17 protein-coding genes are annotated in these 21,850 nt (G+C 74.0%); 6 read left to right on the forward strand and 11 right to left on the reverse strand.

Annotated elements, in window-relative coordinates; translation table 11 throughout:
- Positions 1 to 98: 98 nt before the first annotated feature.
- Positions 99 to 428, forward strand: a complete 330-nt coding sequence (locus ACGFMP_RS18855) for a hypothetical protein (RefSeq protein WP_393673609.1) — start codon at positions 99 to 101, stop codon at positions 426 to 428.
- Between the two features lie 45 nt (positions 429 to 473).
- On the opposite strand, the gene ACGFMP_RS18860 is transcribed toward ACGFMP_RS18855, so the two are convergent.
- The 3 genes from ACGFMP_RS18860 to ACGFMP_RS18870 form a co-directional block, all read right to left on the reverse strand.
- Entirely contained in the window at positions 474 to 629 is a 156-nt protein-coding gene (locus ACGFMP_RS18860) for a hypothetical protein (protein WP_393673610.1), read from the reverse strand.
- The gene (gene treZ, locus ACGFMP_RS18865) at positions 626 to 2,365 is read right to left on the reverse strand and encodes a malto-oligosyltrehalose trehalohydrolase (RefSeq protein ID WP_393673612.1); all 1,740 of its coding nucleotides are present in this window, start codon (positions 2,363 to 2,365) and stop codon (positions 626 to 628) included. Before treZ ends, ACGFMP_RS18860 begins: the two co-directional genes overlap by 4 nt.
- Positions 2,366 to 2,479: 114 nt before the next feature.
- On the reverse strand, positions 2,480 to 3,913 hold the full coding sequence (locus tag ACGFMP_RS18870) for an FAD-dependent oxidoreductase (RefSeq protein ID WP_393673614.1): 1,434 nt from the start codon (positions 3,911 to 3,913) through the stop codon (positions 2,480 to 2,482).
- Positions 3,914 to 3,997: 84 nt separating this feature from the next.
- On the opposite strand from ACGFMP_RS18870, the gene ACGFMP_RS18875 reads away from it, so the two are divergent.
- On the forward strand, positions 3,998 to 4,849 hold the full coding sequence (locus ACGFMP_RS18875; RefSeq protein WP_393673615.1) for a LysR substrate-binding domain-containing protein: 852 nt from the start codon (positions 3,998 to 4,000) through the stop codon (positions 4,847 to 4,849).
- 52 nt (positions 4,850 to 4,901) lie between these two features.
- Here the strand turns inward: ACGFMP_RS18875 and ACGFMP_RS18880 are convergent, their stop codons facing one another.
- Both ACGFMP_RS18880 and ACGFMP_RS18885 read right to left on the reverse strand, forming a co-directional pair.
- Positions 4,902 to 5,828, reverse strand: a complete 927-nt coding sequence (locus tag ACGFMP_RS18880) for a zinc-binding dehydrogenase (protein WP_393673780.1) — start codon at positions 5,826 to 5,828, stop codon at positions 4,902 to 4,904.
- Positions 5,829 to 5,944: 116 nt separating this feature from the next.
- Positions 5,945 to 6,796, reverse strand: coding sequence for a helix-turn-helix transcriptional regulator (locus ACGFMP_RS18885; protein WP_393673617.1), 852 nt, complete (start codon positions 6,794 to 6,796; stop codon positions 5,945 to 5,947).
- A gap of 189 nt (positions 6,797 to 6,985) precedes the next feature.
- Here ACGFMP_RS18885 and ACGFMP_RS18890 point away from each other — a divergent pair, with 189 nt between their 5' ends.
- Together ACGFMP_RS18890 and ACGFMP_RS18895 are read left to right on the forward strand one after the other, a co-directional pair.
- Positions 6,986 to 7,759 (forward strand): SDR family oxidoreductase, encoded by a 774-nt coding sequence (locus tag ACGFMP_RS18890; protein ID WP_393673619.1) that lies wholly within the window; start codon positions 6,986 to 6,988, stop codon positions 7,757 to 7,759.
- Between the two features lie 17 nt (positions 7,760 to 7,776).
- Positions 7,777 to 8,730 carry a LysR family transcriptional regulator gene (locus ACGFMP_RS18895; protein WP_393673620.1) on the forward strand — a complete coding sequence of 318 codons (954 nt, stop codon included), beginning with the start codon at positions 7,777 to 7,779 and terminating at the stop codon, positions 8,728 to 8,730.
- Positions 8,731 to 8,757: 27 nt separating this feature from the next.
- On the opposite strand, the gene treY is transcribed toward ACGFMP_RS18895, so the two are convergent.
- Positions 8,758 to 11,184 carry a malto-oligosyltrehalose synthase gene (gene treY, locus ACGFMP_RS18900; RefSeq protein ID WP_393673622.1) on the reverse strand — a complete coding sequence of 809 codons (2,427 nt, stop codon included), beginning with the start codon at positions 11,182 to 11,184 and terminating at the stop codon, positions 8,758 to 8,760.
- A 106-nt stretch (positions 11,185 to 11,290) separates the two neighbouring features.
- Positions 11,291 to 13,429 (reverse strand): glycogen debranching protein GlgX, encoded by a 2,139-nt coding sequence (glgX, locus tag ACGFMP_RS18905; RefSeq protein WP_393673624.1) that lies wholly within the window; start codon positions 13,427 to 13,429, stop codon positions 11,291 to 11,293.
- A gap of 256 nt (positions 13,430 to 13,685) precedes the next feature.
- Between glgX and ACGFMP_RS18910 the strand changes: the two genes are divergently transcribed.
- Together ACGFMP_RS18910 and ACGFMP_RS18915 are read left to right on the forward strand one after the other, a co-directional pair.
- Positions 13,686 to 14,924, forward strand: a complete 1,239-nt coding sequence (locus ACGFMP_RS18910; RefSeq protein WP_393673625.1) for an SAV2148 family HEPN domain-containing protein — start codon at positions 13,686 to 13,688, stop codon at positions 14,922 to 14,924.
- Positions 14,925 to 15,025: 101 nt separating this feature from the next.
- A complete protein-coding gene (locus tag ACGFMP_RS18915) occupies positions 15,026 to 15,730 on the forward strand; it encodes an exonuclease domain-containing protein (RefSeq protein ID WP_393673626.1) in 705 nt (234 codons plus the stop codon).
- Between the two features lie 424 nt (positions 15,731 to 16,154).
- On the opposite strand, the gene ACGFMP_RS18920 is transcribed toward ACGFMP_RS18915, so the two are convergent.
- The 4 genes from ACGFMP_RS18920 to ACGFMP_RS18935 all read right to left on the reverse strand — a co-directional run bounded on the left by ACGFMP_RS18920 (position 16,155) and on the right by ACGFMP_RS18935 (position 21,848).
- Positions 16,155 to 17,018 carry an aminoglycoside phosphotransferase family protein gene (locus ACGFMP_RS18920; RefSeq protein WP_393673628.1) on the reverse strand — a complete coding sequence of 288 codons (864 nt, stop codon included), beginning with the start codon at positions 17,016 to 17,018 and terminating at the stop codon, positions 16,155 to 16,157.
- Positions 17,019 to 17,430: 412 nt separating this feature from the next.
- Complete coding sequence (locus ACGFMP_RS18925; RefSeq protein ID WP_393673630.1) at positions 17,431 to 18,477, reverse strand: sigma-70 family RNA polymerase sigma factor; 1,047 nt, start codon at positions 18,475 to 18,477, stop codon at positions 17,431 to 17,433.
- 81 nt (positions 18,478 to 18,558) lie between these two features.
- On the reverse strand, positions 18,559 to 20,802 hold the full coding sequence (locus ACGFMP_RS18930; protein WP_393673781.1) for an MMPL family transporter: 2,244 nt from the start codon (positions 20,800 to 20,802) through the stop codon (positions 18,559 to 18,561).
- 278 nt (positions 20,803 to 21,080) lie between these two features.
- Positions 21,081 to 21,848: a sirohydrochlorin chelatase gene (locus ACGFMP_RS18935; protein WP_393673782.1), complete on the reverse strand. Its 768-nt coding sequence runs from the start codon at positions 21,846 to 21,848 to the stop codon at positions 21,081 to 21,083.
- Positions 21,849 to 21,850: the final 2 nt, after the last annotated feature.

The raw sequence follows: 21,850 nt of genomic DNA on the forward strand, positions 1-21,850 counted from the left end.
TGCGCAGCAGACGGGGTAGGACCCGATCTGAATGCAGTCTCCGAGTCCTTCTCCATGTTCACGGCGAAAGAGTCCACCCATGACTGGCTTGCTGCGCCATGCACGTTGACATCGCGTGGTGGGACCTGGACCGGTCCACCGCGACCGTCGACTCCCTGCGCGACCACCTGCGGGACGGCACCGTCGACCAGTGGGCGGCCGTCGAGGGGCTGCGGCTCAAATTCTGGATGGCCGACCGGGACCGCAACCGCTGGGGCGCGGTGATGCTGTGGGAGGCCGGCCGGCCCGACGACCTCCCCAGGAACAGGGCTGCGGAACTCATCGGCTACCCGCCCACCCACCGCTTCGGCTTCGAGGTCGAGGCCATGGTCGAGGGCGAGTACGCGGTGGCGGCCCTGCACGGGCTCGGGCCGGTGTTCATCCCCTGAGGCCCGTCCCGCCGGCGGTCTTCCGGGCGCCGCCCCGGGGCGGCCTCAGCCGGAGCAGGCGGTGCGCTGGGCCTCCTGCCACTCGCACACCGGGCAGTGGGTGGCGCCGCGGGTGCTTGCCGGGTACTCGGTCGGCTCGCCGCACAGCACGCAGTCCGCGACCGGGGCGCTGTCGGGGGAGGGCGGGGTCTGTGTCGTCATGCCTCCACCGTAGCGCCCGCGGTCCGCAGTACGGCGGCCCCGCGGGCGGGCAGCTGGACGGCGGGACCGGCCAGCAGCGCGCAGCCGGGGCGGGCCAGCACCATGGTGCAGGCGGCGTCGAGCGGCACCCTGGCGGGGGCGTCGGAGAAGTTGGCGATGACACGGAAGGGGCCGCGGGCCACCCGCAGTGTGCGGCCGCCCGCGACGGCGGTCACGGCGTCCAGCTGCGGGTCGGTCAGCGCGGGCTCCGCCCGCCGCAGGGCGATCAGCGCGCGGTACCAGTCCAGGAGTTCGCGGTGCTCCGGCTTGTCGGGCTCCGCCCAGTCCAGGCAGGAGCGGTCCCTGGTGGCCGGGTCCTGCGGGTCGGGCACGTCCTGCTCCGCCCAGCCGTGCCCGGCGAACTCGCGCCGCCTGCCACGGGTGATGGCCTCGCCGAGCTCCCGGTCGTGGTGGTCGGTGAAGAATTGCCAGGGGGTGGTCGCGCCCCACTCCTCACCCATGAACAGCATCGGGGTGAAGGGCGAGGTGAGCACGAGTGCCGCGGCGGCGGCGAGCTGGGAGGTGGTGAGCCGGTCGCCGGTGGCCCGGTTGCCGATCTGGTCGTGGGTCTGCGCGTAGCCGATCAGCCGGTGGCCGGGGGTGGTGCCGGCGTCGAGCGGGCGGCCGTGGCGGCGGCCGCGGAAGGAGGAGTGGCTGCCGTCGTGGAAGAAGCCGTGGCCGAGGGTCTTGGCGACGGCGGCCGGTCCTGCCGCGGCGAAGTCGGCGTAGTAGGCCTGGGACTCGCCGGTCACCGCGGTGTGCAGGGCGTGGTGGAAGTCGTCGTTCCACTGGGCGTGCAGGCCCATGCCGCCGGCCTCGCGCGGGGCGGTGGTGCGCGGGTCGTTGAGGTCGGACTCGGCGATCAGGAACAGCGGGCGGCCGAGCGCGGCGGACAGCCCGTCGACGGCGGTGGACAGCTCTTCGAGGAAGTGCAGCGCGCGGGTGTCGACCAGCGCGTGGACCGCGTCGAGCCGCAGCCCGTCGAGCCGGTAGTCCCGCAGCCAGGCCAGGGCGCTGCCGGTCAGGAAGTCCCTGACCTCGTCGGAGCCCGGCGCGTCCAGGTTCACCGCGTCGCCCCACGGAGTGTGGTGCCGGTCGGTGAAGTACGGGCCGAACGGCGGCAGATGGTTGCCCGAGGGGCCGAGGTGGTTGTGCACCACGTCCAGGACCACGCCGAGGCCGTGCCGATGCGCCGAGTCGACAAAGCGCTTCATTGCCTCGGGGCCGCCGTAGGGTTCGTGCACCGCCCACAGCGACACCCCTTCGTAGCCCCAGCCGTTGGTGCCGGGGAAGGGGCAGACCGGCATCAGCTGGACGTGGGTGATGCCCAGCCTGGCCAGGTGCGGCAGCCGTTCCGCGGCCGCGTCGAAGGTGCCGGCCGCGGTGAAGGTGCCGACGTGCAGCTCGTAGAGGACCGCGCCGGGCAGCCCGCGGCCCGGCCAGGGCGCCGACCAGGCGAAGGCGTCCTGTTCGACGACCGCGCTCGGCCCGTCGGGCCCCTCAGGCTGCCGCCGCGAGCGCGGGTCGGGCAGCGGCGGGCCGCCGTCCAGCAGGTAGGCGTAGCGGGTGCCGTCCGGCGCCGGCAGCTCCGTACGCCACCAGCCCTCGCGCGACGGGTCGGGGCCGAGCCGGTGGGCGCGCTCGTCGATCAGGATCTCCACCCGCTGGGCATGGGGCGCCCACACTTCGAACAGCACGCATGTCTCCCGTCCGGTCCCCGACACTCGGTCCCGGCCAGATGCATGCCCGCGGACCGGGCGGCTCAGACGAAGTTCACTCGCCGCACTTGCCTGGGCGGGGTGTGCCGCCGGTCACACCGACTGGTGCAGCCCGCGGCCGGCGAGGGTCAAGAACACCTCGCCGACCGCCTCGGACAGCGTCGGATGCGGGTGGATGTGCCAGGCCACGTCGGCCGGCTCCGCCTCCCAGCCGACGATCAGCTGGCTCTCCGCGATCATCTCCGAGACATGCGGTCCGACCAGGTGGACGCCGAGCACGGGACCGCCGCCGCGCGCCGCGACCACCTTCACGGTGCCGCCCTGCCCGTGCACCATGCCCTTGGCCACCGCGGTCAGCGGCATCGAGTTCACCACCACCTCCAGGCCCCGCTCGCGGGCCTGGGCCTCGGTCAGGCCGACCGAGGCGGTCTGCGGGCTCGAATACGTCACCCGCGGTACTGCCGGGTAGTCGATCGCCCGCGGGGCGCCGCCGGCCAGCACCTCGGCGACCAGCATCCCCTCGGCGAACGAGGCGTGCGCCAGGCCCGGCGACGGCGGCGGCAGCAGGTCGCCCACCACGTGGACGCCCGGCACCGCGGTCTCCAGCCGGGACCAGTCGGCGGGCGCCACGAAGCCGCGCGCGTCAGTCCCGAGCCCCGCCGCGGCCAGGCCGAGCCCGTCGGTGACCGGCTCGCGGCCGACCGCGACGAGCAGCCGGGCCACGTCGTGGACCCGCGTCCCGCCGCGATCCGCCGCCACGGTCACCCGCACCCCGCCGCCGTCCCCGGTCCCGTACGGCTCGGCCGCTGTCATCCGCGCCCCGGTCAGCACCTCGACACCGCGCCTGCGCAGGCCCCTGCCGAGGTGCCGCGAGACATCGGCGTCCTCCAGCGGCAGCAGCCGGTCTGCGGCCTCCACCAGCACCACCCGGGCGCCCATCGACCGGTGCAGCGAGGCGTACTCGACGCCGATCGCGCCGCCGCCCAGCACCAGCACGGATTCCGGCAGGCCCGGCGCGAACAGCGCGTCGTCGCTGGTGACCACCCGCTTCCCGTCGGGAACCGTCCCCGGCAGCAGCCGGGGACGCGACCCGGTCGCCAGCACGATCCCGCGCCGCGCCGCGTACTCCTGCCCGCCGGCCGCCACGGAGCGCGGTCCGGTCAGCCGGGCCGCCGCCCGCACCACCCGCACTCCCGCGCTCGCCAAGTGGCTCTCCACGCCTCGGTGGTTGCGGGCCACGATGTCGTCACGGGTCGCGGTCAGCGCCGGCCAGTCCACCGCGTCGAGGGTGGCCTTCACCCCCCACCGCTCACGTGCCTCGACGATCCCGTCGACCAGTTCCGCCGCGTGCAGCATCGCCTTGCTGGGGATGCAGCCGCGGTGCAGACAGGTGCCGCCGACCAGGTCCCGCTCCATCAGCAGCACGTCGAGGCCGAGGGCCGCGGCCCGCAGCGCGGTGCTGTAACCGCCCGTGCCGCCGCCGATCACGATGACGTCCGCCGTGCCCGGTTCGTTTCCGCTCGTCATGCGACCAGTCTCCGGCGCCCGATGCCATGAGTCCAAGGCCTAATCTGTGTACGTGCCATGCAGAATGTTCATGGGAGGAGTCGGATGAGCCTGCGGCAGATGGAGTACTTCGTGACCGTGGTGGACGCCGGGTCCTTCACCCGCGCCGCCGAGATCCTGCACGTCACGCAGCCCGCGCTGTCCCACCAGATCAAGGCGTTCGAGCGGCACATAGGCGGTCCGCTGCTGGAGCGCCTGCCGCGCGGGGTGCGGCTCACCCCTATGGGCCGGGCCTTCCTGCCGCACGCGGAGGTCGCCGTACGCAGCGCCGCCCGCGCAGAACGCGCCGCCAGGGCCGCCGCCGGGGTGCTCGGCGGTGAACTGCACGTCGCCGCGGTCCACTCGGTGGCGGCCGGGCTGCTGCCGCCGGTCTTCGCCCGCTGGCGGCGCGAACGGCCGGGCGTGGAGCTGATCCTGCACGAGTACGGGCGGGACGAGGATCTGGACGACGGCATGGATCGCGGTGTGGCCGACCTCGCCGTCGGCCACGGCGGGGCCGGCGCCGCGGCCCGGGTCCCGCTCGGTGACGAGGAGGTCGTCGTGGTGCTGCCGCCCGGCGACCCGCTGGTCGGCGGCGGCCCGATCGCGCTGGCCGATCTCGCGGGGCGGGACTGGATCCGCTGCGCCATGGAACCGGTCGTCGAGGGGCGGCCCTTCATCGACCTCGCCTGCGAGCGTGCCGGGTTCGCGCCCAGGACCGCGGTGCGCACCGAGCACACGACCACGGCCGTGTCGATGGCCGCCGCCGGGGCCGGCGTCGCCGCCGTCCCCTCCTACGCACTGCCCCCCGGCACCGCCTCGGTCACCCTCGCCCCGCCCTGGCGCCGCCCGCTCTTCGCCTGGTCCCGCACCCCGCTCGCGGGACCCGCCGCCGCCCTCGTCGACCTGCTCGCATGAACCGGGGCCGCTCCCGGCGCGGGCACCCCGGGGGAAGTGCGGGAAGCGCGGCCTACGCACCCGTGGTGAGGACCGCGTTGCCCGCGACGCGCCGGTCGTGCAGGTCCGCCAGGACGGCGGCGGTGTCGTCCCACCCGGCGAGCCGCCCGATCTCCGGGTGCAGCCGCCCGCCGGCGACGAGCCGTACGAGTGCGGCGAGGTCGGCGGCGTAGGACTCGGGGAAGTCCTCGTAGTGGAAGTGCCGGATCGTCGCCGACGAGGGGCCTTCGAAGAAGGCGAAGAAGTCCAGCGCTGCGGGCTGCCGCGAGGCCTGGCCGAACCAGACGAGCTCGCCGCGCGGGCGCAGCAGGGCCAGGGCTCGGGCCGTCGTGTCGCCCCCGACGGACTCCATCACGGTGTCGAAAGGGCCGCCCGCCGCTGCCACGTCGTGCACCACGGCGGCCCCGAACTCCGCAAGCCGCCGCCCGCGTTCCGGTGTGGCGCTGACCGCGGTCACCTCCGCCCCCGCGGCGACGGCGAGTTCGGTCACATAGTGGCCGACGCCGCCCGACGCGCCCGTGACGAGCAGCGAGCGCCCGCCCATGGCGCCCGCGGTCCGCAGCAGCCGCAGCGCGGTCAGGCCGGCCAGCGGAAGCGCCGCCGCGGTGACCGCGGAGACGCTGTCGGGCAGCACCGCGAGCCGGTCGGTGTCGACGGCCGCGTACTGCGCCCAGCCGCCGCCCGGCGGGTGGCCGACCACCCGCTGCCCGGCCCGCGGCCCGCTGCCGTCGGCCGCGGCCTGGACGACCAGGCCCGCCACGTCCTTGCCCGGCCGCAGGCCGACGCCGGGCAGGCCGCCGTGCAGCCGGAAGACCTCACCGCGGTTGACGGAGAAGGCCTCGACCTTGACCAGCGCCTGGCCCGGTCCCGGCCGCGGCTGTTCCACCTCGCCGAACGCGACCAGCTTCGCCGGGTCCCCCGTGGGCAGCAGTGCCTTCATCGTCAGCTCCTCGATCCGGTGCGGCGGCTCGCTCACCGAGCCCGCCCGATCAAGGAGAACCGCAGGCCGGGACATGCGTCCAACAACCTTCCAGCGGCCTCGACAACCGCCCGTTGTCAGCCCTGGCGGGAGGCGTCCGCGTCCGCGGAGCGCGGGCCGGCACTCCAACTGGCGAGAACCGCAAGGCGTTCCGCGGAGGCGGAGCCGGGCGGCGCGGTGTAGACGACGACGGTCAGGTCGGCGTCACCCGGCAGCGCCAGCGTCTCGTAGGCGAGTCGCAGCTCACCGGCGACGGGATGGTCGATCGCCTTGACGCCGTGGGTCTTCTCGCTGACCAGGTGGTCGGCCCACAGCCGGCGGAAGTGCTCGCTCTTCATGGACAGTTCGCCGATCAGCGCGGTGAGCCGCCCGTCGTCGGGGTGGCGTCCGGCGCCCAGCCTGAGGTAGGCGACGGTCTCGGCCGCGACGGCCGCCCAGTCCGGGTAGAGGGCCGCGGCGCGCGGGTCGAGGAAGACGCGGCGCGGCATGTTGCGGTCGGCCGGGTCGCTCGCGAAGTCGTGCACGGCGTCGCCGAGGGCGTTCCAGGCCAGCACCTCCATCCGGTGGTCGATGACCATGGCCGGGCAGTCGGCCATGCCGTCGAGCAGCAGCCGCACCCCGGGGCGCACGCGGGCGGCGGGCGCGGGGGCCGCCGTCCGGCCGGGCCTTGCCAGGTCCCGCAGGTGCGCGTGCTCGGTCGGGTCGAGCCGCAGCACCCGGGCGACGGCGTCCAGGACGGCGTCGGAGACGTTCTTGCCGCGGCCCTGTTCGAGCCGGATGTAGTAGTCGACGCTGACCCCGGCGAGCTGGGCGACCTCCTCCCGGCGCAGCCCCGGCACCCGCCGCCTGCCGTACGGCGGCAGGCCGACGTCCTCGGGCTGGATCCGGGCCCGCCGGGACTGCAGGAAACCGCCGAGCGTGTTGTCCATGCCCACGAGCCTACGGGCTGTCCCCTGCTCCCCGGCCCGTACGGGCTCCGCCGAACGCAGGCAACGCCAGCCTGGTACTGCCGGACCCAGGTTGAGCGCAGCCCTGGGTGGCGGCCGCGGGCCGCAGCACAGTGGGGACATCACCACGGCAGCGCCCGCCACGCGGGCCACCTCAGGGAGTCGGACATCATGAGCACCACGCTTTACGGGAACCTCGCCGGCCGCACCGCGGTCGTCACCGGTGCGGCGAGCGGCATGGGCGAGGCCACCGCCCGCCTGCTGGCCGCGCAGGGCGCGAAGGTCGCGCTGCTGGCCCGCCGCACCGAGCGGCTTGACACCCTGGCCGGGAAGATCACCGCCGACGGCGGCCGAGCGCTGGCCGTCACCGCCGACGTCACCGACCAGGCCTCGGTCAGGGCCGCGGCCGACCGGATCAGGGAGGCCTACGGGCCCGCCGACCTGGTGGTCAACGCCGCCGGCGTCATGCTGCCCAACCCGATCGACGCGGGCCGCAGCGACGAGTGGGCGCGGATGGTGGACACCAACCTCACCGGCGCGCTGCGGATCATCGACGCCTTCCGCGACGACCTGCTCGCGGCGGGCGCCGCGGGCCGGGTCGCCGACCTCGTCAACGTCTCGTCGATCGGCGCGCACCTGACCTTCCCCGGATACGCCGTCTACAGCGCCACCAAGGCCGCGCTGACCCACCTGTCGGCCTCGCTGCGGGCCGAGTTCGGGCCGCGCGGGGTCAGGGTCACCAATGTCGAGCCCGGTCTGACCGACACCGAGCTGGGCGGCCACATCGACAACGCCGAGCTGTCGGCGCAGCTCGACGGGATGTTCCAGGCCTTCCCCGAGTCGCTGACGTCCGACGACATCGCGGACCTGATCGCGTACGTCACCAGCCGTCCCGCGCACGTTAACCTGCGGCAGGTGATCGTCCTGCCGACCGGGCAGGCGTGAAGGACGGGGGCTCTGCGGTGGATCTCGACCTGGCGCAGGTGCGGGCCTTCGTGGTCACCGCCGACCGGCTGCACTTCGGGCAGGCCGCAGCCGAGCTGTACCTGACCCAGCAGGCGCTGTCCAAGCGGGTCGCCCGGCTGGAGGACGCGCTCGGCCGCAAGCTCTTCGACCGCACCGGACACGGCGTCGAACTCACCGACGCCGGGCGCCGGTTCGTCGAACCGGCCCGCGAGCTGGTGCGGGCGGGTGAGGCGGCGGTGGCCGCCGCGCGGCACGAGGAGCGGCCGCTGCGGGTCAGCGTGTGGGGCCATATGTTCGTGCCGCTGCGCACGGTCCGCGAGGTCGTCGACCACGACCCCGACCTCGACATCGAGCTGAGCCTGCGGCCCGGCTTCCTCGCGGCGCTGGCGGACCTGCGCGACGGCGGGATCGACTTCGCGCTCGGCCGCACCCACGCGCTGGACGAGCCGTGGCCGCCCGGCGTGACCCGGCGGCTGGTCAGGCTGGAGCCGGTCAAGGCCGTGATGAGCCGGAAGGCCGAGCTGGCCGGTGCCGCCGTCCTCACCCCGGCGCGGCTGCGCGAGGCGCGGCTGTGGTTCCCCGCGCCGCGCGCGAAGGTGGAATTCCTGCGGGCCTTCACCGAGCGCTTCGGGGTGCCGGGCGACTTCGGCGGCATCAACCTGGGCCTCGACCCCTTCCTCGCCCACCTCGCCGGCCACCCGGAGCTCTTCTCGCTGCTGTGCGCCGACGTCGAGGTGCCGGCCGGCAGCGGCCTGCGCGAGATCCCGGTCACGGGACCCACCCCGCTCTACGCCTGGCACGCCGTCTGGCGCACCGGCGAGCAGCACGCGGTGCTGCCCCGGCTGCTCGCCGCCTTCGCCGCCGCGGCCGCCGAGGAGTCCTGGCTCGACTACGACCCCGCCGAGCACTGGCTGCCCGAGGCCGACCAGGCCGCGCTGCCGCAGGCGTGACGCGGCGGCGCGCCCGGCGGCCCGCGCTCAGCGCGTGAGCAGGGCCACGGGGGAGTGGGCGAACAGCTCGGCCAGCGGCACCCGGCCGCTCCGAGTGCCGCCGCCGAGCCGATCGTGCCAGTCGCCGGGCGGCAGTTGCAGGGCGGTGTCCCGCCAGCCGCCCGCCTGTTCGAGCCGGCGGGACAGCCGGGTCACCGCGGTCAGCGCGCCGCCGCCGCGTACGAAGGCCACGCAGTGCTCCGCTGCCGGGCCCTGCGCGGTCAGCGGCTCGTAGCCGCCGTCCGGGCCGTACCACTGCGGGTTGTCCCTGCGCAGCCGCAGCGCCACCGCGGTCAGCCGCAGCTTCGCCTCGTCCGTGCCGTGCGGCTCCCGACCCGCCAGCAGCTCGTCCAGCGTGCCGCCGAGCCCGAAGCGCCGGGTGCCGCCGGCCGGGCCGGTCATCGGGCCGCGGTTGTCGGGGTCGACCAGGGTGTGCACGGGGAATTCGGTGCCCTGGTAGACGTCGGGCACCCCCGGCATCGTCAGGTGCAGCAAGGCCGCGCCCAGTGAGTTGGCGGCGGCGTAGGGGTGCAGCCGCGCGACGAACTCACCGATGTCGTATATCTGCACCCCGCAGGGGCCGTGCTCGACGAAGTCGGCGACCGCCTTCTCGTAGGCCTCGTCCTGCTCGGTCCATGTGGTGTGCAGGCCTGCCTCGCGTGCGGCCTTCAGCACCGCGGGGGTCAGCCGGTCCGGGTGGCAGAACCCGATTCCCACGCCGGTCTGGTAGGCGGTGTACCGCACCTGCCGGTCGGGCGCGGGCGGGCAGCCGAGCTGCTCCTCGCGCTCCTCCCGCTGCCCCATCCACTCCCGCCACACCTCCGGCAGCTCCGACAGCACCGCAAGGCGCAGCCGCAGATCGGCGCTGCGCTTGGTGTCGTGGGTGGACAGCACCGTGCCGGTGGTGGGCCGGTCGCGCCCGATCCCGGCGCAGTAGGCGTGGAATTCCGCCGGCGCGGTGGCCGGCTGCCCCGGGTCGCGGCCGACCTCGCACAGCGAGAGCAGCGGGGTGTAGCGGTAGAAGGCGGTGTCCTCGACGGACTTCGCGTGCAGGGCGGAGGCGACCTGCGCGAACCGCACCGCGAAGTCGCCGGTGCCCGCGCCCGGCCCAGCCGCCGGGCGGGCCAGTGCAAGGTCCCGTACGAGGTCCAGCGCGTCGCCCAGGGCGGGGACCGCCTCCCGGGCCTCGCGCGCCGCCCGCTCCAGCATCGCCTGGTCCGCGGCGCGGGCCGGGCCGCCCGCGGGCACGTAGGGCCGGTACACCGGCACCCGCACCAGCAGCTCGCGGATCGCGTCCTCCAGCACCCCGGCGGCGTGGCCGCGGGAGCCGGCGCGCTCCGCGGTGCGGCGCAGCCGGGAGACCTCGGCGGCCAGGTCGTGGGTGACCACCCGGTAGGCGGCCCTGCGCACGGTCGGCGCCCACCGGCCGCCGCGGTCGTCGTCGGCGCCGGTGTACTCGCGGTGGAAGGCGTCAAGGGCGGCGGCGCCGTCCGGGTCGGTGAACAATCCGTCGATCCGGTCCAGCGCGTCGTAGCCGGTGGTGCCCGCGCACGCCCAGTCCGCGGGCAGCGGCTCGTCCCGCTGGAGGATCTTCTCCACCACCGTCCAGCGGCCGCCGCTCGCCTCGGCCAGCTGCCGCAGATAGCCCGCCGGGTCGGCTAGGCCGTCCGGGTGATCCACCCGCAGCCCGTCGGCCACACCGTCGCGCAGCAGCCGCAGCACCGTGGCGTGGGTGGCGGCGAAGACCTCGGGCCGCTCGACCCGGATCGCGATCAGGTCCGAGATGGTGAAGAACCGGCGGTAGTTGAGGTCGGTCCTGGCCGTACGCCAGTAGGCCGGCAGATACCACTGGGCCGCCAGCAGCTCCGGCAGCGGCAGGTGCTCGGTGCCGGGGCGCAGCGGGAAGCGGTGGTCGTGGTACCGCAGCACCTTGCCGCCCGCGGCCTTGTCCGACACCACGCCCAGCGCGCCCAGCGCGTCGGGCAGCGGCTCGCCCAGCACCGGCAGCAGGATCTTTCCGCCGAGCGCGTCCCAGTCGACGTCGAACCAGTCCGCGTACGCCGACTGCGGCCCGTCCCGCAGGACGGCCCACAGCGGGGCGTTCAGGTGTTCGGGTGCCGGTAGGGCCATGTGGTTCGGGACGATGTCAAGGATCAGCCCGAGCCCGTGCTCCCGGGCCGTGCGGGACAGCTCCCGCAGACCCTCCTCGCCGCCGAGCTCCGCGCGGATCCTGGTGTGGTCCACCACGTCGTAGCCGTGCCCGGAGCCTGGCACGGCCTCGAGCACCGGCGACAGGTGCAGGTGGCTGACGCCGAGCCGGGCCAGGTACGGTGCGGCGGCTGCCGCCTGGGCGAAGGTGAAGCCCGGTTGTACCTGTATCCGGTAGGTGGCGCTCGGCGCCGGCGTATGGCTCATGCCACCTTCTCTACCCGGGTTCCGCCCGTCCTGCTCCTCGTGCCCCGTCCTGCTCCTCGTGCCACGGCCTGCGCCGGGGCCGCGGCGCCGATCAGGCCCGCGGACCTCAGTCCGCCGGCCGCTGGAGGACCACCATGCTGCGGTCGGCCAGCAGGATGCGGTCCCCCGCGGCGACCCGCTCGCCCGCGCCGGGCGGCACCCCCTCGGGGCGCTCGGTGTCGACGATCAGCTGCCACTCCTTGCCGTGGTTGACCGGGACCAGGAACTCCTGCGCCCGGGGCGCGGCGTTGAACATCAGCAGGAAGGAGTCGTCGGTGACCCGCTCGCCCCGCGGCCCCGGCTCGGAGATCGCGTTGCCGTTGAGGAAGACGACCAGCGAGCGGGCGTGCGCGGCCTGCCACTCGCGCTGCGTCATCTCCCCGCCCTGCGCGGTGAACCACGCGATGTCGGACAGCTCGTCGTGCGTGCCCTCCACGGGGCGCCCGTGGAAGAACCGGCGGCGCCTGAAGACCGCGTGGTCGCGCCGCAGCCACACCATCGTCCGCACGAACTCGTGCATCCGGTGCGCCTCGTCCGACTCCTCGCTCGTGCCCGGCTTGTCCGGCCAGCCGATCCAGGCCAGTTCGTTGTCCTGGCAGTAGGCGTTGTTGTTGCCGCCCTGGGTGCGGCCGAACTCGTCGCCGTGGGAGAGCATCGGCACGCCCTGCGAGAGCATCAGCGTCGCGACGAAATTGCGCATCTGCCGCTGCCGCAGCGCCTTGACCTGCCGGTCGTCCGTGTCGCCCTCGGCCCCGCAGTTCCACGAGCGGTTGAAGCTCTCGCCGTCGCGGTTGTTCTCGCCGTTGGCCTCGTTGTGCTTGTCGTTGTACGACACCAGGTCGCGCAGGGTGAAGCCGTCATGGCAGGTGACGAAGTTGATGGAGGCCAGCGGGCGGCGTCCGTCGTCCTGGTAGAGGTCGGAGGAGCCGGTGAGCCGGGAGCCGAACTCGGCGAGCGTGGCGCTCTCGCCGCGCCACAGGTCGCGCACGGTGTCGCGGAATTTCCCGTTCCACTCGGTCCACAGCGGCGGGAAGTTGCCGACCTGGTAGCCGCCCTCGCCGACGTCCCACGGTTCGGCGATCAGCTTGACCTGGGAGACCACCGGGTCCTGCTGGACCAGGTCGAAGAACGACGACAGCCGGTCCACCTCGTGGAACTGCCGGGCCAGGGTGGCGGCGAGGTCGAAGCGGAAGCCGTCCACGTGCATCTCGGTGACCCAGTACCGCAGCGAGTCCATGATCAGCTGGAGCACGTGCGGGCTGCGCATCAGCAGCGAGTTCCCGGTGCCCGTGGTGTCGGTGTAGTAGCGCTTGTCGCCGCCGAGCCGGTAGTAGGAGGCGTTGTCCAGGCCGCGCAGCGACAGGGTCGGGCCGAGGTGGCTGCCCTCCGCGGTGTGGTTGTAGACCACGTCGAGGATCACCTCGATGCCGGCCCGGTGCAGCGCGCGCACCGCCGTCTTGAACTCCAGCACCTGCTGCCCGCGGTCGCCGAGCGAGGCGTAGGCGTGGTGCGGCGCGAAGAACCCGATCGTGTTGTAGCCCCAGTAGTTGGCCAGCCCCGCGTCCATCAGCCGGTGGTCCTGGATGAACTGGTGGACCGGCATCAGCTCCAGGGTCGTGACGCCGAGTTCCACCAGATGGCCGATCACGGACGGGTGGGCGAGGGCCGCGTAGGTGCCGCGGATCTCCTCCGGCAGACCGGGATGGGTCATCGTCAGGCCCTTGACGTGGGCCTCGTAGATGACGGTGCGGTGGTAGTCGATGCGGGGCGGGCGGTCGTCGGCCCAGTCGAAGTACGGGTTGACGACGACCGAGGTCATGGTGTGCGGGGCGGAGTCCAGGTCGTTGCGCGAGTCCGGCTGCCCGAAGCGGTAGCCGTAGACGGACTCGTCCCAGTCGATGTCGCCGCTCATCGCCTTGGCGTACGGGTCGAGCAGCAGTTTCGCCGAGTTGCAGCGGTTCCCGCGGGCCGGCTCGTAGGGCCCGTGCACCCGGAATCCGTAGCGCTGGCCCGGCATCACCCCCGGGAGGTACGCGTGCCGTACGAAGGCGTCGGCCTCGCGCAGCTCCACCGCCGTCTCGGAACCGTCGTCGTGCAGCAGACACAGTTCGATCCGCGACGCCACCTCGGAGAAGACGGCGAAGTTGGTGCCCGCCCCGTCGAACGTGGCGCCGAGGGGGTAGGACTGACCCGGCCAGACTTGCATGTCGAGACTCTTCCACTCCTGACCGGGCCGCGCGGCCCGGTCACTGGTCCTCGCACCCGGCGTTGCGTTGCCGAAGTTGCCGAGCAGTCATCCTTGCATCCGCTTCCACCCGAGGGTGACACAGCCACAACAGGCAGCGACCGTACGAGTGATGGGGTTGTCCGGTAGTAGTCAAGTAGGGTCGATACTGCTGCGACACCCCCCGCCCCGCAGTACCCTTCCTTGATCGTGGACGGGGGTGGGAGGCGGTGGAGTGGTGACGTCCGGAGGTCTGATGCTCCCGGGAGGCGGTGAGCAGGGTGACCAGCACGACACCACTGTGGAGGGGCCGCACACAGCGGTCACTCTCGCCCAGCCCATGGAGATCGGAGCGGAGCTCGACTGGGGCGCCGACGCCTGGGCGGAGGTGCGCACCCGCGCCCGCAGGGCCGGGCGCGCCTACGTCTGGCTGAACCTGGTCGAACAGCGGCTGCGCGCCGTCGTCAACGCGGTGCTGCGGCCCATCTACGAACCCGTGCACGGCGACGAGTGGGTGGTGGCGGCCGCGGGCCCGGCCGGCCACGAATGGGTGCAGCGCGCCGTCGCCGTACGCGAGGTGAGCCGCCGCAAGGGCTTCCTGCTCGACCCTGCGGACGACAACGTGCTGAGCTTCCTGACCCTGCCGCAGCTGCGGGAGCTGGTCGTCCAGCACTGGCCCTGCTTCGAGCCGTACTTCGACGACCGCCGCGACCTCGAACTCGCCCTGGACGAGCTGGAGGTGGCCCGCCATGTGGTCTCCCGCAACCGCGCCCTGTCACGCACCGTCCTGGACCAGGCGGAGCGGGCCTGCGCGCGGCTGCTGGAACTGCTGGGCGCCGGGAACGCCCGTACCGCCGCGCAGCGGCTGCCGGTCGACGCCATCGAGGAACTCGTCGCCGACCGCTTCTCCGACGTCATCGGCGTCTACCCGGACCGGGTGCGGCTCCAGCGGCAGCTTCCCGTCGAGGACCTGTTCGCCGGCGCCCGGCGGCTCGACGCGGTCGGCATCGGCCTGAACCTGCTGGTGCAGAACTACTCGGGGCGGCGGCTGATCAGGCTCGCAGAGGCGGGCTGCCGGGTGCGGCTGCTGTTCCTCAACCCGGCCAGCAGCGCGGTCCGCCGCCGGGAGCGCGAACTCGGGCTCGGACGCGGTGAGATGAGCCGCTCGGTGGAGATGAACATCATGCACATGCGCCGGGTGCGGGCCAGGCTGCGCGACCCCGGCGCGTTCGAGATCCAGGTCTTCGACGAGACCCCGCGCTTCACCGCCTACCTCGTCGACGGCGACAGCGGCGAGGGGCTCGCGGTCGTCCAGTCGTATCTGCGCAGGGCCCGCGGCATGGAGGTGCCGGTGATGGTGCTGCGCGGCGGGTCGCGCCGGGTCGTCGCCGACGACCGGCCCACCGAGGCCGGGCTCTTCGAGGTCTACCGCGAGGAGTTCGAGAGCATCTGGAGCGACGGCCGCCCGGTCTCCTGACCCCGCGGCGCCGGGCTGCCGGGCGCCGCGGGGGAGTGTCAGTGGTGCGCGCGATGATGACAGGGCACACGGGGGAAGACGGGGCGGGAAGGGGACACGCCATGGCATGGCACGAGGATCTGCTGGTCGGCTTCGACCTGGAGACCACGGGGACGGATCCGCGGCAGGCGCGGATCGTGACCGCCGCGGTCACCGAGGTGAAGGACGGTCAGCCGGTGCGGCACCGGGCCTGGCTGGCCGACCCGGGAGTGCCGATACCCGCCGAGACCACCGCCATCCACGGCGTCAGCACCGCACGCGCCGCCGCGGAGGGCCGCCCGGCACCCGAGGTGGTGGCCGAGGTCGCCGACGCGGTGCGCGGCTACTGGGCGGCGCGGGTCCCCGTCGTGGTCTACAACGCGCCCTTCGACCTCAGCCTGCTGGACGCGGAACTGCGGCGCTACGCGCTGCCGCCGCTGGTCGCGCCGGGCGGCCTGCCGGGGCCCGTGGTCGACCCGCTCGTCATCGACCGGGCCCTGGACAAGTACCGGCGCGGCAAGCGCACCCTGGAGGCGGCCTGCGGCGTCTACGGCGTGGTGCTCGACGGCGCCCATGACGCGGGCGCCGACGCCCTGGCTGCGGTCCGGGTCGCCCGCGCGCTGGCCGCCCGCTTCCCCGAGGCCGGCGAGGCGGACCTGTGGGACCTCCACACGGCCCAGGGCGGCTGGTATGCCGCGTGGGCCGAGGACTTCACGGCCTGGCTCCGCCGGCAGGACGCGACCGCGGCACCGATCCCGCGGGACTGGCCGCTCCACCGGGCGGCCTGAGACGCACCCCTTGGGGGCTTCGCCCGGGGTACGCACGACGCCACCGGGTGGCCGCCCGTGGCGGTGCCGTTCGGGCCCTCGGCCCGTCTCTGCCGGGCGCGAAGGGCGCGAAGGGCCCGGAGTTCGGGGCGGCTTCCCCTGGCGGTGCGTCCTGGCCTTCCGTCCGCCTCCGCGGGCTCGCGGTCTTCGGGTCCGGGCCGCCGCCTCTCGCGGCTGTGTCCGCGCCTCGCGGTGCGCTGCGGGTGCCTCGCGGCCGGTCGCGGGATCCCGCTCGGGCGGAGCAGCCCCGGCGCCCCTCGGGCCCGGCCGTGCACGCGGAGGGTGAGCGTTCTTCAGGGGCGCCGGGAGCCGCGAGCCGGCCGCCAGCGGGGCCGGCGGCGACAGGCCACCGCAAGGGGCGCCCTTCCCCCGCAGGAGCAGGGCGTCAGAAGGAGTACCAGCGGACCGTCGGGTCGCCCGACCGCAACGACGCCACCCGGCGGCGGAATTCGCTCCGCGCCGCGGGATTGGCGGCCGCGTGCTGGGCGACCCAGGCGCAGCCCGCCGTCTCCCGCGCCCCGCGCAGCACCTCGCAGCCCTCCCACTCGGCGACATCCCAGCCGTAGGCGTCGGTGAAGGCCTTGTACGCGGCCGCCGGCACCCCGTAGCGGTCCCGGCTGAGGGTCTGGACGACGAGGTCGTGCTCGCGCAGGTCGGAGGAGAAGGTCTCCAGGTCCACCAGGACCGGCCCGTCCGGGCCGATGTGGACATTGCGGGGGAGGGCGTCGCCGTGGATCGGGCCGCGCGGCAGATGCGGCACCAGGTCGGTGACGGCGCGGGCCAGCAGGTCCCTGCGCGCCCGCAGGAAGACCGCGTCGGCCGGGTCGATCGCGCCGCCTGCCAGCCGCAGCCAGCGCTCGACACCGCCGAGCAGGTCCCGCGGCGGCAGCCCGAAGTCCGGCTCCGGCAGGGCGTGCACGAGCCGCAGCAGCGGGGCGACGTCGGCGGGCTCCGCGGGCCGCAGCGATTCCGGCAGCCGCTGCCAGTAGGTGATCGGGTGGCCGTCGACGAGCCGCACCTCGGACTCGGCGGAGCGCACCGCGGGCACGTCGTGCTTGGCGAGCCAGTCGGCGGTGCGCACCTCGCGGCGCGCGCGGTCCAGCAGGTCGGCGCCGCGGCCCACCTTGATCACCAGCCGGCCGGCCGCGAAGACCGCGTTCTCCCCGAAGGAGATCAGGTCGGCATCCGGATGGCCGGCGGTCTCCAGGACCGCCTGCGCCCGCTCCTGCGTGAACACCGCTTCCGCCATGCCCCGACCCCTTCGAAGTCCGCCGGCGGCAGCGGCAGCACGCCGCCCCGCCCGCCCGCATATGCCGCCGTCATCGCCCATGTGTACGGACAACGGCCAGTCTCCCACTGGTGCGCCCCCGATTCGCGCCTGGTTTGCCGCCAATCCGCTCCGAATACGTACCCCGGCGAGCGATGACTTCGCACCGCGGCGGAGGTCGGTATCTGCGAAGCCGCTTCCGTGCGGTCCCCGACCGGGAGGTCCCGTGCCGACGCCCGCCCCTGATCCCGGGAACACCGCAGGTCAGGGCTGCCCGGTGACCGTCAGTGTGGACGCGGCCGGGCTGCCCGCCACGACCGCGACCCTCGGCGCGCTCGCCAGGCTGGGGCTCGCCGCCCGCCGCACCGGGCACCGGGTGCGGCTGTGCGGCGCGTCACCCGGACTGCGGACCCTGGTCCGGCTGTCCGGGCTCGGCGGGGAGTTCGAGTGGGAGCCCGAAGAGCGGGAAGAGCCTGACCGGGTCGTGGAATGACGTCATCGTGCTGATCCGCCCGCCGGAGGTCTCGATCACCTGGAGCGCGAATGCCCGGAAACCGCCCTCAGGCGTCCGCCGGTACTGGGCGAAGCCCGGCAGTCCGCTGGCCGCGACCGGCACCATCCGCGACCCCTCGCAGCCCGCGCCGGTGGTCGCCATGAAGTCGCGTATGTCGTCGTGACCGGTCACCCACAGCGGATAAGGCGGCATGTTGAGCACCGCGTCCTCGTGCAGCAGGGTGGTCAGCGACGCCAGGTCGTAGCGTTCGAAGGCGTCGACATAGCGGGCCAGCAGCGCTTCCCGCTCCTCGTCGAGCGCCGTGTCGCGCATCGCGGTGTCGGCGGAGGCGCCCGCCTCCGCGAGGGTGGCCCTGGCCCGCTGGAGCGCGCTGTTCACCGAGGCGACGGTGGTCTCCAGCAGCTCCGCGGTCTCGCTGGCCTTCCAGGCGAGCACCTCGCGCAGGATCAGCACCGCCCGCTGCCGCGGCGGCAGGTGCTGGAGCGCGGCGACGAAGGCCAGCCTGACCGTCTCCCGCGAGACCACCACGTCGGCCGGGTCGCCGCCCTCGGGCACCACCCGCCCGTCCGGCGCCGGCTCCACCCACATCCCGTCCGCCGTCGGGTCCGGCAGCACCGCGTCGGCGTGCGAGGCGGGGGACAGGTCCATCGGCCTGGCCCGGCGGTTGCCCGCCTTGAGGCTGTCCATGCACACGTTGGTGGCGATGCGGTACAGCCAGGACCGCAGCGAGGAGCGGCCCTCGAACCGGTCGGCGGCGCGCCACGCGCGGACCAGCGTCTCCTGCACCGCGTCCTCGGCCTCGAAGGCGGAGCCGAGCATCCGGTAGCAGTAACCGGTGAGCTCCACCCGGTGCTTCTCGAGACCGCGCTCGACCTCGTCGGCGCCCGTCACCGTCGTTCCGCTTGCGCTGCTCTCCCGTACGGTCATGTTCTCCACCGTAGCCGCGACCACCGACAGTGCCCCCGTACCGTGTCGGTAGGGGGGCACTGCCGGTTGGGAAAGAGCAGGTCAGACGCGGTCGGGCAGCTGCTCGGCCGGGTGCGGCGCGGCGGCCGGCGGCTGCGGCAGGGCCGACTCGTCGTGGGTGAGGTCGGGGAGCCGGTGCATCCAGCGCGGCAGGTACCAGTTCCGGTCTCCCAGCAGGGTCATCACCGCGGGCAGCAGCACCCCGCGGATCACGGTGGCGTCGATCAGCACCGCGAAGGCCAGGCCGACGCCCATCTGCTTCATGCTCTGCATCGACAGGGTGCCGAAGATCGCGAAGACGGCGACCATGATCACCGCGGCGCTGGTGACGACACCCGCCGTGGTGGTGATGCCGTGCTGGATGGCGCCCTTGGTGGACAGGCCGCGCATCCTGGCCTCGCGGATCCGGGAGACCACGAAGACGTGGTAGTCCATGCTCAGCCCGAACAGGATCACGAAGAGGAACAGCGGCAGCCAGGCCACCACCGCACCGGTGCCGTGCGCGCCCACCAGCGACGCGCCCCAGCCGTGCTGGAAGACCGCGGTGAGGATGCCGTAGGCGGCGCCCACCGAGAGCAGGTTCAGCACGATCGAGGTCACCGCGATGGTCAGCGACCGGAAGGACAGCAGCATCAGCAGGAAGGCGAAGACGGTCACGAAGGCGAAGACCGGCGGCACACTGCTGGTGATCTTGTGGGTGAAGTCCATCGAGCCGGCCGTCTCACCGGTGACCGGTGCCTGCAGCCCCGCGACCTTGCCGAGCGTGTCGGGCCGCACATGGTCGCGCAGCAGCGTCACGTCGGCCTCCGCCTTGGCGCGGTCGCTGCCGCCCGCAAGGGGGACGTCGATCCTGGCGACGTTCTGCGCGCTGTGCACGGTGACGGTCACCGGGCCCTTGCTGGCGCCGGAGGAGACCGCCTCGGCGCGGAAGTCGGCGATGGCCCTCTTCACCGCGGGGGCGTCGATGTCGGCCGCCTTGACCACCACGTGCGCCGGGTCGGGGCCGCCGGGGAAGGCGGCGTTGATGTGGTCGTAGGTCTGGATGATCGGCAGGCCGTCGCCCAGCTCCTGCTGCATCGACAGGTTCGCGGTCTTCATGCCGAACGCGGGCAGTGCGAGCGCCAGCAGCGCGCCGCCGGCGATGACGGTGGCCGCCTTGGGGTTGCGGAGGACAGGACCGAGCACGGACCGCCAGAAGCGGCTGTTGCCGGGCGCGGCGGGACGGCCGGCGGCCTGCTTGCGGCGCCGGTTCAGGAACGGGATGCGGCCCTTCTCGACCCGGTGGCCGAGCAGCGACAGCAGCGCGGGCAGCACGGTGACCGAGCCGAACATCGCGATGGCGACCACGATCATCGTGGCCACACCCATGGCCTTGAAGTCGCCGATGCCGGTGAAGAGCATGCCCGCCATGGCCACGATCACGGTGATGCCGGAGATCAGGACCGCGCGTCCCGACGTGGCCGCGGCGATCCGCAGCGCGGTGTCCGCGTCATGCCCCGCGGCCCGCTCCTCGCGCTCGCGGCGCAGGTAGAACAGGCAGTAGTCGACGCCGACCGCCAGGCCGACCAGCAGCATCACGGAGTTGGCGGTGTCGCTCATCGGCACCAGGTGGCTGACCACCGCCACCACGCCGCCGGCCGCGACGAAGGCCGTCATCGCCAGCGCCACCGGCAGCAGCGCCGCGACCAGGGCGCCGAAGGCGATCAGCAGGATGCCGAGCGCCAGCGGCACGGCGGAGAACTCGGCGGTCTCGAAGTCACTGCCGAAGGCGTCGTTGAGCACCTTCTCCGAACTCGCGTCGCCGAACTCCTCGACCCGCAGGTCGGGATGCCGCGCCTGGACCTGCGCGACCTTGTCCATCACCGGGTCGATCCGGTCGGCCGCGGTCTTCTCCTCGCCGAGCATGTCGAACCGCACCAGTGCGGAACGCCCGTCGGCGGAGATCGACTTGGAGTCGTAGGGCGAGGTGACCGCGGTGACCTTCCCGGTGCTCTTGACCGCCGTCATCACCTCGCCGACCACCGTGCGGAAGCCCGGGTCGGTGGCGCCGCCCGCGCCCTTGGCCTGGACGAGCACCATCTCGCTCGCCGGGGGCTTGAGCCCTGCGTCGTCGTTGATCGTGGCGGCCTGGCTGACCTCGCCGGCCATCGACCGGTCCTGGTCGACGTCGACCCGGCCGGCCGCCTGGCCGACGAAGACCGCGAGGATGACGAAGAGCAGCCAGCCGCCCACCGCGGCCCAGCGGTGCCGTGCACTCCAGCTGCCCATCGATGCCGCGATGCCCATCCTGCTGCCGTGTGCGCGTGAGCGACTCACGGTGTCCCCCTTGTAAGGATCGTCTCGGGTGGCGGCGCCGGGCCGCTCCTTCCACCCATGACGCTATGGGCCGCGGGGGCGCCGACCCATCCGGCCTGCCGGTGACTTCCTGGCGGGCCTTCTCCCCCTCAAGGGTGGGGACAACCCCACCATCCGACGGTGTGTGTCCCTTACACGCGGACAGCGGAAGGCCCAGGCCACACCCGTTGCGGCCGGGTCCGGGGGTCAATGCGGCGGCGCCTGCCGCCTCAGGCGGACAGCAGCCGCAGGGCGGCCGGGCGCAGCGCCTCGTCGTACCGTCGCAGCAGCAGCCCGGCCACCTCGGGGGCCGCGCCCAGCACCGGTGCCAGCAGGTCGGCGCCGGCCTCGCGGGCGCCGCGGGCGATGCGGTCGGGCAGGAAGCCGGGCGCGATCACGTACGGTGCCACGGCGACCCGCCTGACACCCTCGGCGCGCAGCGCCCTGACCGCGTCCTCGGTACGCGGCAGGGACGCGGAGGCGAACGCGGGCCGCACGGCGCACCAACCGGTGTGCCGCCACTCCCGCGCGATTTCTGCGATCACCGCGCTCGCCTCCGGATCTGTGGAGCCCGCCGAGGCCAGCACGACGCCGGTCGACGAGCGGTCGCCGGGCCGCAGCCCGGCCTGCGACAGCCGGCGTTCGAGCGCGGCGGTCAGCAGGGGTGAGGGACCCAGGACGTCCGCGGTGCGCAGCCGCAGCGACGGCAGCGCCGCGGTGGCGTCGCGCAGCACCGCGGGGATGTCGGTCTTGGCATGGAAGGCCCTGGTCAGCAGCAGCGGCAGTGCCACCGCCTCCCGTACGCCGTCGGCCGCGAGCCGGCTGACCGCCTGCGGTACCGAGGGCGCGTTGAAGTCGAGGAAGGCGGTGTCGACCCGCAGCCCCGGCCTGGCCGCCGCCACCCGCCGCGTCAGCGCGTGCACCGTCGCGGCGTGCCGCGGGTCGCGGGAGCCGTGCGCGATGACGAGCAGCGGGGGCGTGGGCGGGCCGGGGCGCAACG

The organism is Streptomyces sp. NPDC049040, assembly GCF_043197715.1.
Taxonomy (GTDB): Bacteria; Actinomycetota; Actinomycetes; order Streptomycetales; family Streptomycetaceae; genus Actinacidiphila.